Source organism: Paenibacillus sp. MZ03-122A, assembly GCF_024213325.1.
In the GTDB taxonomy this organism is placed as follows: Bacteria; Bacillota; Bacilli; order Paenibacillales; family Paenibacillaceae; genus Paenibacillus; species Paenibacillus polymyxa_B.
In genome coordinates, this window is record NZ_JANAVI010000003.1 from 149,914 (window position 1) to 161,869 (window position 11,956).

Annotated in this window: 13 protein-coding genes; 12 read left to right on the forward strand and 1 reads right to left on the reverse strand. The window is 46.8% G+C overall.

Features of this window, described 5'->3' with window-relative positions:
* Positions 1-36 precede the first annotated feature (36 nt).
* The 7 genes from NLX74_RS07835 to NLX74_RS07865 all read left to right on the forward strand — a co-directional run bounded on the left by NLX74_RS07835 (position 37) and on the right by NLX74_RS07865 (position 5,644).
* On the forward strand, positions 37-648 hold the full coding sequence (locus NLX74_RS07835) for an NUDIX domain-containing protein (RefSeq protein WP_061829249.1): 612 nt from the start codon (positions 37-39) through the stop codon (positions 646-648).
* Positions 649-652: 4 nt separating this feature from the next.
* Positions 653-1,849, forward strand: a complete 1,197-nt coding sequence (locus NLX74_RS07840) for an endonuclease Q family protein (RefSeq protein WP_039270983.1) — start codon at positions 653-655, stop codon at positions 1,847-1,849.
* 188 nt (positions 1,850-2,037) lie between these two features.
* On the forward strand, positions 2,038-2,691 hold the full coding sequence (spoIIM, locus tag NLX74_RS07845) for a stage II sporulation protein M (RefSeq protein ID WP_254328390.1): 654 nt from the start codon (positions 2,038-2,040) through the stop codon (positions 2,689-2,691).
* Positions 2,692-2,790: 99 nt separating this feature from the next.
* On the forward strand, positions 2,791-3,288 hold the full coding sequence (gene fur, locus NLX74_RS07850; RefSeq protein WP_039270985.1) for a ferric iron uptake transcriptional regulator: 498 nt from the start codon (positions 2,791-2,793) through the stop codon (positions 3,286-3,288).
* Between the two features lie 166 nt (positions 3,289-3,454).
* Complete coding sequence (locus tag NLX74_RS07855; RefSeq protein ID WP_061829247.1) at positions 3,455-3,697, forward strand: YqzK family protein; 243 nt, start codon at positions 3,455-3,457, stop codon at positions 3,695-3,697.
* A 105-nt stretch (positions 3,698-3,802) separates the two neighbouring features.
* Complete coding sequence (gene xerD / locus NLX74_RS07860; RefSeq protein WP_254328391.1) at positions 3,803-4,747, forward strand: site-specific tyrosine recombinase XerD; 945 nt, start codon at positions 3,803-3,805, stop codon at positions 4,745-4,747.
* Between the two features lie 72 nt (positions 4,748-4,819).
* Positions 4,820-5,644 (forward strand): purine-nucleoside phosphorylase, encoded by an 825-nt coding sequence (locus tag NLX74_RS07865; protein WP_039270989.1) that lies wholly within the window; start codon positions 4,820-4,822, stop codon positions 5,642-5,644.
* 124 nt (positions 5,645-5,768) lie between these two features.
* Here the strand turns inward: NLX74_RS07865 and NLX74_RS07870 are convergent, their stop codons facing one another.
* Positions 5,769-6,980: an O-antigen ligase family protein gene (locus NLX74_RS07870; RefSeq protein WP_039270991.1), complete on the reverse strand. Its 1,212-nt coding sequence runs from the start codon at positions 6,978-6,980 to the stop codon at positions 5,769-5,771.
* A gap of 204 nt (positions 6,981-7,184) precedes the next feature.
* On the opposite strand from NLX74_RS07870, the gene NLX74_RS07875 reads away from it, so the two are divergent.
* The 5 genes from NLX74_RS07875 (at position 7,185) to sigF (ending at position 11,904) form a co-directional block, all read left to right on the forward strand.
* Entirely contained in the window at positions 7,185-8,828 is a 1,644-nt protein-coding gene (locus NLX74_RS07875; protein ID WP_235309567.1) for a glycoside hydrolase family 55 protein, read from the forward strand.
* Positions 8,829-9,041: 213 nt separating this feature from the next.
* Positions 9,042-10,235, forward strand: a complete 1,194-nt coding sequence (locus NLX74_RS07880; protein ID WP_254328392.1) for a D-alanyl-D-alanine carboxypeptidase family protein — start codon at positions 9,042-9,044, stop codon at positions 10,233-10,235.
* Positions 10,236-10,331: 96 nt separating this feature from the next.
* Positions 10,332-10,685 (forward strand): anti-sigma F factor antagonist, encoded by a 354-nt coding sequence (spoIIAA, locus tag NLX74_RS07885; protein ID WP_013310782.1) that lies wholly within the window; start codon positions 10,332-10,334, stop codon positions 10,683-10,685.
* Complete coding sequence (spoIIAB, locus tag NLX74_RS07890) at positions 10,682-11,137, forward strand: anti-sigma F factor (RefSeq protein WP_013310781.1); 456 nt, start codon at positions 10,682-10,684, stop codon at positions 11,135-11,137. The genes spoIIAA and spoIIAB overlap by 4 nt, the downstream gene beginning before the upstream one ends.
* A gap of 11 nt (positions 11,138-11,148) precedes the next feature.
* A complete protein-coding gene (sigF, locus tag NLX74_RS07895) occupies positions 11,149-11,904 on the forward strand; it encodes an RNA polymerase sporulation sigma factor SigF (RefSeq protein ID WP_023989213.1) in 756 nt (251 codons plus the stop codon).
* Positions 11,905-11,956 lie beyond the last annotated feature (52 nt).

Genomic DNA, 11,956 nt, shown 5'->3' on the forward strand with positions numbered 1-11,956 from the left:
ATAAAGAAAGATAGATATGAAGGAGGAAACTTACCGATGAACGAGCAAACGAACGGACAATTGAACAATCCAACAAACGATGCACATCGCAAGCCTTATTCCAATCCTGCGCTGGAGGAAAAGACCGTGTCCACACAGCCTATCTTTGAGGGAAAGGTCATTACATTACAGGTAGACACGGTAGAGCTTCCCGACGGCTCCACTGGCAAGCGTGAAATCGTAAAGCATCCAGGAGCGGTGGCTGTTTTGGCTCTACATGAAGGGAAAATGCTGGTCGTGGACCAGTACAGACAGGCGATGGGGCGCTGTGAGGTAGAAATTCCTGCAGGTAAGCTAGAGCGGGGTGAAGACCCGATGGAAGCAGCGGGGCGTGAGCTGAGAGAAGAGACAGGTTATACTGCTAAGTCGTTGAAGCTGCTGCACTCCTTTTATACCTCTCCTGGCTTTGCGGATGAAATCATTCATCTGTATGTGGCCGAAGAACTGGAGTTAGGTGAGATGGAACCGGATGAGGATGAATTTCTGGAGCTGTTTGAGGTGACGCTGGAAGAAGCACAGACGCTCATTCGTGAAGGACGGATTAGTGATGCTAAAACGATTCTGGCCGTCTATGCATGGCAACTCCGCCAACTTACAGGGAGCTTCTAAGCGTATGGATGAAAATATAGTAGAACTTAACGACTACTTTGCAGACTTGCATATTCATATTGGCAGGACAGAGAAGGGAAATCCGGTCAAAATTAGTGGCAGCCGCGATCTGACCTTTGCCAACATAGCTAAGGAAGCCTCCGGTCGCAAAGGAATTGGGCTGATCGGTATCATTGACTGCCATGCACCTAATGTACAGGAGGATATTCGTACCTATTTACATACGGGTGAAATGAAGGAAATCAGCGGCGGGGGTATCGCATACCGGGATACGGTCATTCTCCTTGGCACGGAGCTGGAAATACGTGCTGAAGGTCGTCCTGAGGCGCACGTACTGGCCTATTTTCCAGATCTGGCGGCGATGGAGGATTTTACCCAATGGCTGGCCCGGCATATGAAAAATGTTAATCTCAGCTCACAACGAATCTATGCACCGCCACGCGAGTTGCAGCAGCAAGTTTACGGACGTGGAGGCATTATGGTGCCTGCGCACGTCTTTACTCCTCATAAGGGCATATACGGCAGTTCAGCGGCTCGTATGGAGGAACTGCTGGATATGGAGCTCATTAGTGGGGTGGAGCTGGGGCTGAGCGCAGATTCATCTATGGCCGGTTTGATTTCGGAACTGGATCGCTTCAGCTTTCTCACAAATTCAGATGCCCATTCACTTGGGAAAATCGGACGAGAATACAATAAATTATCACTGGCAAAGCCGTGTTTTGATGAATTCAGAATGGCTTTGGAGCGGCGGGAAGGACGACGGGTGCGTGCCAATTACGGATTAAATCCGAAACTGGGCAAATACCATCGTTCTTACTGTCAAAGCTGCGGTACGATTATTGACGAGCAACAGATGGCGGATGAACGTTGCCCTGACTGTGGTCATACCAAGCTTGTGCGAGGTGTGTTGGATCGAATATGGAGCATTGCCGACCGTGAGCAACCCATGATTCCGTCCCATCGTCCGCCGTACATTTACCAGATTCCACTGGAGTTTATTCCAGGTCTGGGCAAAGCCAAGCTGAACCAGCTATTGGCTGCATTTGGAACAGAAATGAATATTTTACATGAGGTTACACAGGAGGAGTTAGCAGCAGTCGTCGGAAAAGTGCTGGCAGAGCAAATTGTGCTTTCACGCGAGGGGCGACTGTCGCTTGTATCCGGTGGTGGTGGAACATATGGAAAAATAGCTAAGTCCTAGTAAAGTCTTGTCCCTCTAAAGGCATATCAGCGTCTGCTTGTTCATAACCATAAATTATCTATGCCGCTGGCTTGGCACATCATTCGTGGTGTTTGATCTGCAGCGAAAGCTGCCCCATTTCTAGCCATCAGCCGTCGGATTACGGTTGTTTTTTGGACAAACAAGCAGATGAAAGGGGCAGGACGCCGATGCAATGGTTTCGTCATACGTTAAAGGATCAGACGCCGTATTATGTTTTCTTGGCTGTGCTGTTTCTGGTGGGAGTCGTCTTTGGCGCACTTATGGTAAACGCGCTCTCGCTGGAGCAGTTACAGGATTTGTCCCGTTACCTGAAGGATTTTTTTGTAACGGTCAATCAAAACGAACAGGGCTTCGCTGATTCGCAGGCGGCCTCGACCTTTTGGGATAGCGTATCTTTATATCTGAAATGGGTCGGCCTAATTTGGGTGTGTGGTCTTTCGGTTATTGGTCTACCGGGCATTCTTGTATTGAATTTCCTCAAGGGTGTGCTAATCGGATTTTCAGTAGGTTATATGGTGGGGCAATATTCGTGGAAAGGACTGCTATTTTCTTTGGTTTCAGTTGCTCCCCATAACCTGCTCGTGATTCCGGTACTGCTCGTCTGCAGCGTGGCTGCGATGACTTTTTCCATCCATATGATCAAAACCAAAATACTCGCTACCCGGCCGTCAGACGGAATGCTACGTCCGTTGCTGTCTTACGCAGGATTGACTGCTGTGATGATGGTGCTTCTTATTGGTAGCGCGTCCTTTGAAACTTGGATCACCCCGGTTATGATGCAATGGGTCACTCCTATGCTGACAGCTTCCGTGTCATCTTAATCCGTTTCAAAATGTTTGACTTTATTTGTATAGACCCCCTATAATAATAGGAGTGAAAAAAGTGCAGTAGGCAGTAGCTTTGCAGGGGGAGGGAGACACATGGAAGCACGGATCGAAAAAATTAAGCAGCAACTACAATCCCAGGGCTACAAACTAACGCCTCAGCGGGAAGCCACCGTCAGAGTTTTACTTGAGAACGAAGATGATCATCTGAGTGCGGAAGATGTATTTATGCTCGTCAAAGAGAAAGCTCCCGAAATCGGTCTGGCAACCGTATACCGTACCCTAGAACTGCTAAGTGAACTGCATGTCGTGGAGAAAATTAATTTTGGTGATGGCGTTGCGCGTTATGATTTGCGCGGCGATACAACCAAACATCACCATCACCATTTGATATGTGTGCAGTGTGGCAGTGTAGATGAAATACTGGAAGATTGGCTTGGACCATTGGAGGAGCGCCTGGAACGGGAATATAATTTTACCGTAGTGGATCATCGTTTGGACTTCCACGGTATTTGTTATCGTTGTAAGGCGAAGAACGATACGACCGCTCAGAAATCTTTGGGCAAGTCCAAAAAAAACAAATCTCAGGACTAAAAGCTGACTACCCAAGCTCTCACCGACGAAGATGCGTTCGGGAGAGCTTTTTTGGTTCGGGATCTGTTGTTCGGGATTAAGCGGTATAAAAAGGAATAGCTTGTCATACCCTTCCATAGAGAGTCCTAATTAGGGCCATATTCTGGGGAAAAGGCGGCTGATCCACATGGTACTATCGTTGCGGAGAGGACTAAAATGGCTGCGTTTGGTAATCTTGTTCGGGGTACTGGCATGTATGTTCTTTCTTAGCCTCAGGCTGTTTACAGATTGGATAACACCTGTAGATCATTACCGAATACCGGAAGGACATGCAGTTAAGGTATTTGGCGGACAAAAAGTAAATGAAGGGTCCGAGCATCGAATAGCAGTGTTGGAACGTTTACGTTTCTTTTACTGGTATGGTGAATAGTCTAAGTAATCGGTCTTGATGAGCTTATGAAATGAAGGCAGCACACGAAGAAGCAGACGCTGAGACTGAACCGCTGTATGCAGAACAAGGAGACTTTTGGAACTCATGAAAATGTACATTCAACCTTTCGCTCAATATATGGAAGAGGAAAAGGGTTTGTCGCGCAGCACTTTGGAAGCGTATCAACGAGACGTACAGCAGTTTGTCGAGTTCGCAGAAAGCTGTGGTATTGAGCAGCCGGATAATGCCCAACGGTCACATCTGGTACTGTATTTGGGCCATTTGAAGGAACAGGGAAAAGCTGCGGCGACGATATCACGTAGTGTCGCCTCCATTCGCTCCTTTTTTCATTTTCTTATCCGGGAGGGAATTACGATCCATGATCCGTCCGTTCTGCTGGAGTTGCCTAAAGCGACTAAAAAGAAGCCCTCGGTGCTAACGCAGGATGAGATAGAGCGTTTGCTGGCCGCGCCAGATGTGACTGCCCCGCAAGGGGTGCGAGACAAGGCGATGCTGGAGTTGTTATATGCGACGGGCATTCGCGTATCGGAGCTGATTGCCCTTAACGTGCGTGATGTGCGCACCGATCTGCGCTTTGTGCACTGTGGCGGCGAGGCAGGCAAGGAGCGTGTTGTACCGATCAGCCGTGAGGCATCACAGTGGGCACAAGCCTACATGGACGAGCAGCGTCTATTATTGCTGAGATCCGGGCAGGGTGAAGAAGCTCAGGTAGAGCAGGAAGCCATGTTCCTGAACGTATCTGGACAGCGTCTCAGTAGACAGGGCTTCTGGAAAATGATCAAGAAGTACGGCCAGGAAGCAGGCATAAGCGAGGATATCACGCCCCACACGCTGCGGCATTCCTTTGCGGTACATATGCTGGAGGGCGGAGCGGACTTACGCTCTGTACAGGAAATGCTGGGTCATGCTGATCTGTCAACGACGCAGGTATATGCGCAGACGGCAAGACGGAATATGAAGGAAGTATATGAAAAGCATCACCCGCACGGCGGCAACCGCACTTCTCATGAAAGCAAAGATCGAACGTAACGATACTTTACTTTCATAGAAAATGTGATAATGACTATAACTTTACGATTGTACAAGTCAGGAGAGATACTAATGTCAACAGCCAACCAAGCTACAATTCAGGAAGCAGCAGAATATATCCGTGCCAAAAGCGGAATACGTCCAGAGATTGGTCTTATTCTGGGATCGGGTCTCGGTATTCTGGCCGATTTAATTCAGGATGGAATTAGTATTCCTTATCAGGATATTCCCCATTTTCCTGTATCGACGGTAGAAGGTCATGAGGGAGAATTACTGTTAGGCACGATTGAAGGTCGCGCTGTCGTCATGATGAAAGGGCGCTTCCATATGTATGAGGGCTATGGCCCGCAACTGACGGCTTTCCCAGTTCGGGTGATGAAGCAATTGGGGATTCAAAGTCTGCTGGTGACGAATGCAGCAGGTGGTGTAAATACTTCCTACGAAGCAGGCGATCTGATGGTCATCTCGGATCATCTTAATCTGACAGGACAAAATCCGCTGATCGGACCGAACGATGCCGGTCTGGGCGTTCGTTTTCCAGACATGTCGGAGGCGTACAGCCGCCGCTTGCGTGAAATTGCCAAGCAAACGGCTAACCAACAGGGCTTCAGCCTGCAAGAAGGTGTATATGCTGGATTGCTGGGCCCTAACTATGAAACGCCTGCTGAAATCGTTATGCTGCGTACAATGGGCGCAGATGCGGTGGGTATGTCGACCGTATCTGAGGTTATTGTAGCCCGTCATGCAGGTATTGAGGTACTGGGCTTCTCCTGTATCACGAATATGGCCGCAGGCATTCTGGATCAACCTTTGTCCCATGGTGAAGTGATGGAGACGGCAGAGAAGGTACGTGAGCAATTTTTAAAACTTGTGCTAGCGATTATTCCACAAATGTAGATTGGGGATCATGTTCAACCGAAGCGGTGGACATATATCCCAAGAACCCCGTATCCGAACGCCTTTTGTTGGCGTGGGTACGGGGCTCTTTTTTACATACAGCGGTTGAGCTGAGTATGATCTCCTAATGAAGAGGCTGTGTGCTCAATGCAGTTGAATTCGCTTTTTCTGCTACAGCCAGTTTATGTCGTTCTTGCACCTTGATCACAATAACCATAAAAATAATCCAGTAAATAGATAGCGAGTTCAGGAAACGGCTGTCCGTTATATTGTTCAATACGATAAAAAGGAAAAAAACCGCTGCCGTCAGCCATGTATACATATCTGCTTTACCAATTCTGAATTTAAATAAAGTGGTTATGGCAAGTGTAATGGTTGCCAGTAGTCCTGTAAGGCCCACATCGATCCACAGATCTCGGAAACCGCTATGGCTGCTTGTCAGGTCAAATCGAATTCCATTCGCATAGATACTGGGTCGGGCTGCCCAGTAGGAGCCGTAACCATGTCCGAACCAGTAATGGCTCTGAATAGCACCACCAATCCCCTGCCAGATTTCCGTTCTTCCAGTTAAGGTTGTTGTTTTTCCAAATTCCGACGCAATCGCATCTCCATAAGTAAAGATGAATACCAAACCCAAAAGAACGAACAAGCAGGAACAGCTAATGAAGAAACCGCGTAATGCAATGCTTCGGATTCTCTTGAATAGCAATATAAACAATATAAATACGAAGAGCGAAGATGTCAGCACCAAAGAGGTGGTAGATTGGCACTCGATGAGCAATAAGGCATTGAGTAAGATGAAGCCAATATGCAAAACTTTATGTTTACCCCTGAAAAAGTAAATAACATGTGAAACAAAACTTAACAGAGAGAGAGTTCCAAGTGTATTTTTATGACCAGAGATGCCCTTCCATAGCCCAGTATGTTCTACGCCACCATGAATGGCAAAGGAGGGAACGAGCAAAACGGCGAGTAGATTGAGTATGCTCAAAATACTTAACGTAACGACTAAGAGGCGAATGCAGCCCTGTGTTGTATAATGGGTGACCAAATAGAGCCCAAAGGTAGAGAAGGCAAGAAATTTGAGAACCATCAGCAAGGAAGAGGTCTGCTCTTGTTCAGCCCATAAACAGGAGGCAGCGATGTACAGCATGAGTAAAGTCAGCAACGGATTGTCGACTAAGGTTGCGATCAATGACTTGAGTGAAGGTAGTAGCATGGTATAGCTGAACAACAGAATAAGCAGGGAAATCGTGATAACTCTGGGGGACAAACCCTGACAAGCATAAGGAATCGAAAAAGCCAGTAAACCAGCTACGGTAAGTACATGTTTCACGATTTCACCACCTAGATACATTATGTATCTATAATATACAAAACGTATCTTCTTGTACAATAATAATAAAATATTTATTTTCATTTTTCTCAAGCCTAGAGCAAGCCCTATTGTGCATATACTCAGTCCATGCTAAGAAAATGAAGAATTCTTCGGCTTGGTTAAAAAGGAACTTTTTATGTTTTTAAACATGGGGGTGTTCGGGTGGCGAATCATTTTACAGACCGTTTGAAGTTGAATTTGAGTGGTACAGGCAAAGACTTAACGCCGCAGCAATTAAATGAAAATTTTAAAACCATTGAAAAAGAATTCATTGAACGCAGTGCAAACGTAAGTTGGTTTGGAGCTGCTGGTGATGGTATTCAGGATGACACGGCAGCTTTGCAGGAGTTGATTAATAAGACCCCCGATTATTCCATTCTTCACATCCCCAGTGGACGATACAAAATAACCTCTACCCTACAGATTCGCAAGCAGGGTGTGCGCATTTTTGGCATTCATAAGGGCAGATACCGACAAGGCAAAGGTGTTACGTCGATTGAATTTTATGGTACGGGTCCTTGTTTTCAAATTGGAGATGAAAGTCTACCATCGTTTAGCGGATTTCAAAATGTGCAGTTTCATGACTTATCGATCCGGTACGAGGGGGCTGAGAGATCCACATTAAATAATCCGTTTTCTCAGTCAGTGAAGCGTGGATATTATGGCAAAGGTACTTTAGGTATTCAGGATTGGAAGGGCGGTGGAGTTGCCCTAGATAACGTCCTAATTGAGCATTTTGAAACGGCTTTTTGGGGCTACGAAAGTGATGTGAATTTATTTAAATGCACGGAGATTAATTACAATAAAACAGGGATTCACTTGCAGAATAGAAGTTCACAGTTTACTAGCATAGCGCTTTTTACATTGGGGAACGATACGGCATTGGATCTGAACAGCTCCAACGGAGCCAGATTTTTGGCTAGCCAGCACATTAAGGATGGAAGTTCCAATGATATTCCCATTCTAATTAATGATTTTATGAACGCTGAATTTATAGGTTGCTGGTTTGAGGGACTAAGCAGAGAGCATAAGATGACAGTGCCTTCTTTTATTCAAATTGGTGCTACCAAAGAAACGAAAAATGTGGCCTTGCGTGACTCCATTTTAGCGATAGCGGACAAATTCGATGACACCCAATCCGTATGTAACTATTTTGTGGATGTGGTCATTGGCAAAAAAGTTTTGGTGGACGAGGTGGGAGGGTATCCCCGTAATCTAAAGCAGCTTATTTCTTTCTCTGGTAGCTCTTCCACACAGCAGGTGACACTTCGCTCACATTTGGATTTTAGCTATAGCAATAATCGTTATGACGAGAACAATGGGACAGGGCAGGCTTTGCTGCTGGTCGAGAAATACTCGAACAACGGGATTGAACATTTGGACGAAACCTTTGTTAAAGCCTACTTGGGAGCAAGGCAAAATCTCCCCGCAGGTAGCTGGCAGAAGGTAAAGTTCAATCAAATCAACCATGATGAGCTGATCGAATTCGACGCGGCGAATAGCCGATGGCGAGCCAAGCGAGCTGGGAAATACAGAATACAAGTTTACATTTCGACCGACCCTCAAGTGGATGGTAATCGCACACGGCTGGCACTTCACCTGAATGATGAGCAGCTTGCCGGGAGCTCCGCCTATGCCTATCTCGATGATAGGGTTATCGGCGGACTGAACTATAGTGCATTGAGTGGAGCAATGGAACTTAGACTGGAAGCGAATTCTTTTATTGATATACGGGTGTTTAGTCAAAATACAATGGATATTTTACCGGGTGGCGGTATCACATATCTCACCGTAAGCCGAATTTAAACCATTATTTCACAGACGATAGATGTTCTGTCGTTTTATATATTGGAAAATGCGCACCATGCTGACTCAGCTTGGTGCTATTTGATGTTTTTATCCATATGGAATATTTTTCTTTCATTCTGACGACAATGGTTAGCAGCACGCGAATAGGCCGGAGGGTTAAGTAAATGGGCTCCGGTGCTTTACGCCAATATGTTGAGGAGGGAACCGATTGTGAAGAAAAAAGTGGTGGCGTTCATCCTGGCTTGCCTGGTAGCCTTGACTGCCGTCCCTGTCGGCGGTTGGGCCGAAGAAAGCATACCTGAAAGCAAAACCAAAGAGGGATCAGCGGCTGAGCTAGCTCCCCAGGCTCTCTCGGCGATCCTGATGGATGCAGATACGGGCACAGTCATCTATGAAAAAAACAGTCGTGAAAAGCTTCCTCCAGCGAGCATTACCAAGATTATGACGATGTTGCTGACCATGGAGGCCATTCAGGATGGCAAGCTTAAGCTGACCGATAAAGTTCGTGCCAGCGAATATGCATCTTCAATGGGGGGCTCGCAAATTTTCTTGGAGCCGGGAGAAGAAATGACGGTCGATGAGATGCTGAAGGGAATCGCGATGGCTTCCGGCAACGACGCTTCTGTGGCGATGGCTGAGAAAATTGCAGGGTCTGAGCAGGCTTTTGTCGACATGATGAACGCCAAGGTGCAGCAGCTCGGGCTCAAGGATACCCATTTTGCCAATTGCAACGGTTTGCCTGTCGAGAATCACTATTCTTCTGCGCATGATATTGCGGTTATGAGCCGGGAGTTGTTGAAATACCCGCAAATTACGAAATATACGGGAGCCTATCAGGACTATTTGCGCAAATCCTCGGTCAAACCCTTTTGGCTGGTGAATACGAATAAGCTTGTCCGTTTCTATACTGGAGCAGACGGGCTGAAAACAGGCTATACGGGAGAAGCAAAGTTCTGTCTTTCCGCTACTGCGAAGCGTGATGGCTTGCGTGTCGTAGCTGTCGTGCTTGGGGAGCCGAATACGAAGATACGTAACAATGAAGTATCTTCCATGTTCGACTATGCGTTTTCTCAATATACAATGAAATCCATATACAAGCCGGGTGAATTGCTGGGTAATGTAAAAGTTGAAAAAGGCGTATTGCCAGAACTGAAAATTCAGGCTGATCGTTCTTACAGCGTGCTGGTGAAAAAAGGTGGCAACAAACAAACGTTGCGTCATGAATTACAACTGGCCCCAAGCCTCAAAGCTCCTGTCCGGGCTGGTGACCCAGTCGGTAAGCTGGTCGTCTATCAGGATGGACAACGTCTTAAGGAGTTTAATATCACTTCGCCTGTGGCTATCGAAAAGGCCGGATGGTGGAAATTGTTTAAACGTACCATGTCGAACCTATTTTCTTTGTAGATTTTACGGGGTTTTCTTCTAGTTTTGTCGGAGGGCAGGAATCGTCTGCGGCTACGTAGAAATCCTTGTCCAAGACCGGGAGGAGAGTGAGTAAGCATGAACCTGCAAATTGAAATGGAGCATCACCGGGGGGTACTGATTGTAAGGCTGTCTGGTGAGCTTGATCACCATACGTCGGACATGGTCCGTATGCAAATGGATGAGGCGATTCAGCGTCGGCAATGCGAGCATATTGTGCTCAGTCTGAAGAATCTTCAGTTTATGGATAGCTCCGGGCTTGGCGTTATCTTGGGACGGTACAAACTGATCAAGCAAAAGGGCGGGAAAATGGCAGTCTGTGATGTCAATCCGCCAGTACACCGACTGCTGGATATGTCCGGGCTGTTCAAAATCATGCCCATATATGACAACGAGGGAAATGCGCTCACGGAACTGGAGGTAGTGTCATGAGAGAAGGCACGGGTAACAATTTCATGAGCTTGCAGTTTGCTGCCAAATCGGAGAATGAAGCATTTGCTCGTGTGGCTGTCGCGGCATTTATTTCCAGGCTTGATCCCACAATGGATGAGCTAAGCGATTTGAAGACCGTAGTGTCTGAAGCGGTGACAAACAGTATTATTCACGGTTATGACAGCGACCCGTCAGGTGTCGTAACGATCAAAGTCGGGATTGAAGCGGACGTGATTACGTTGGTTGTTGAGGACGCAGGCCGAGGAATTGAGGATCTGGAACTTGCCAAGCAACCTCTATATACGTCCAAACCTGAATTGGAACGCTCCGGCATGGGCTTTACGATTATGGAAAATTTCATGGATGAGTTTGAAGCAGTCAGTGAGCCGGGCGGAGGCACGTCGGTCCGGATGAAGAAAAGGATTGAATCCAAGAAAGCTTTATATAATTAGGAGTTGATCCTATGGAAGCAGGAGGAAAAAAAACTTCGCACAGCTATTTGGAGGATGCGGAAGTCAAGCGGCTTATTGCACTGAGTCAATCCGGTGATAATGAGGCTCGTGAGACACTGGTCAATAGTAATATCCGGCTCGTCTGGTCTGTCGTGCAGCGCTTTATGAACCGGGGGTATGAACCTGACGATCTTTTTCAAATTGGTTGCATCGGCTTGTTAAAATCGGTGGATAAATTCGATCTCAGCTACGAAGTCAAATTTTCAACATATGCAGTACCGATGATTATCGGTGAGATTCAACGGTTCCTGCGTGATGACGGTACACTCAAAGTTAGCCGTTCCTTGAAGGAAACGGCCAATAAGGTCCGCAAAATGAAAGACGAGCTATCCAAACGGCTCAACCGTCTGCCTACAGTCAAGGAAGTTGCTGATGAGCTGGGAGTGACACCGGAGGATGTTGTTTTTGCGCAGGAGGCCAATAAGCCGCCTACGTCCATTCACGAAACGGTGTTCGAAAATGACGGTGATCCGATTACACTTATGGATCAGATTGCTGACGAATCACAGGAAAGGTGGTTCGACAAGCTGGCACTCAATGAAGCCATTGGCGGACTATCTGAGCGGGAGCGGTTGATTGTGTACCTGCGCTATTACCGGGATCAGACTCAATCAGAGGTTGCAAGTCGGCTTGGTATTTCTCAGGTGCAGGTATCACGGCTGGAAAAAAAGATTTTACAACTGATCCGCGATCAGATTGCCCAATAATAACAGTCAGGATCTTAGTGAAATCCTTATGCTTACGTATTTAAAAAGGGTA

What these genes read in the sequence shown, in the direction of transcription:
- NLX74_RS07835 (WP_061829249.1), top strand. Translation starts at nt 37, where the DNA reads ATGAACGAGCAAACGAACGGACAATTGAACAATCCAACAAACGATGCA.
- NLX74_RS07840 (WP_039270983.1), top strand. Translation starts at nt 653, where the DNA reads ATGGATGAAAATATAGTAGAACTTAACGACTACTTTGCAGACTTGCAT.
- spoIIM (WP_254328390.1), top strand. Translation starts at nt 2,038, where the DNA reads ATGCAATGGTTTCGTCATACGTTAAAGGATCAGACGCCGTATTATGTT.
- fur (WP_039270985.1), top strand. Translation starts at nt 2,791, where the DNA reads ATGGAAGCACGGATCGAAAAAATTAAGCAGCAACTACAATCCCAGGGC.
- NLX74_RS07855 (WP_061829247.1), top strand. Translation starts at nt 3,455, where the DNA reads ATGGTACTATCGTTGCGGAGAGGACTAAAATGGCTGCGTTTGGTAATC.
- xerD (WP_254328391.1), top strand. Translation starts at nt 3,803, where the DNA reads ATGAAAATGTACATTCAACCTTTCGCTCAATATATGGAAGAGGAAAAG.
- NLX74_RS07865 (WP_039270989.1), top strand. Translation starts at nt 4,820, where the DNA reads ATGTCAACAGCCAACCAAGCTACAATTCAGGAAGCAGCAGAATATATC.
- spoIIAA (WP_013310782.1), top strand. Translation starts at nt 10,332, where the DNA reads ATGAACCTGCAAATTGAAATGGAGCATCACCGGGGGGTACTGATTGTA.
- spoIIAB (WP_013310781.1), top strand. Translation starts at nt 10,682, where the DNA reads ATGAGAGAAGGCACGGGTAACAATTTCATGAGCTTGCAGTTTGCTGCC.
- sigF (WP_023989213.1), top strand. Translation starts at nt 11,149, where the DNA reads ATGGAAGCAGGAGGAAAAAAAACTTCGCACAGCTATTTGGAGGATGCG.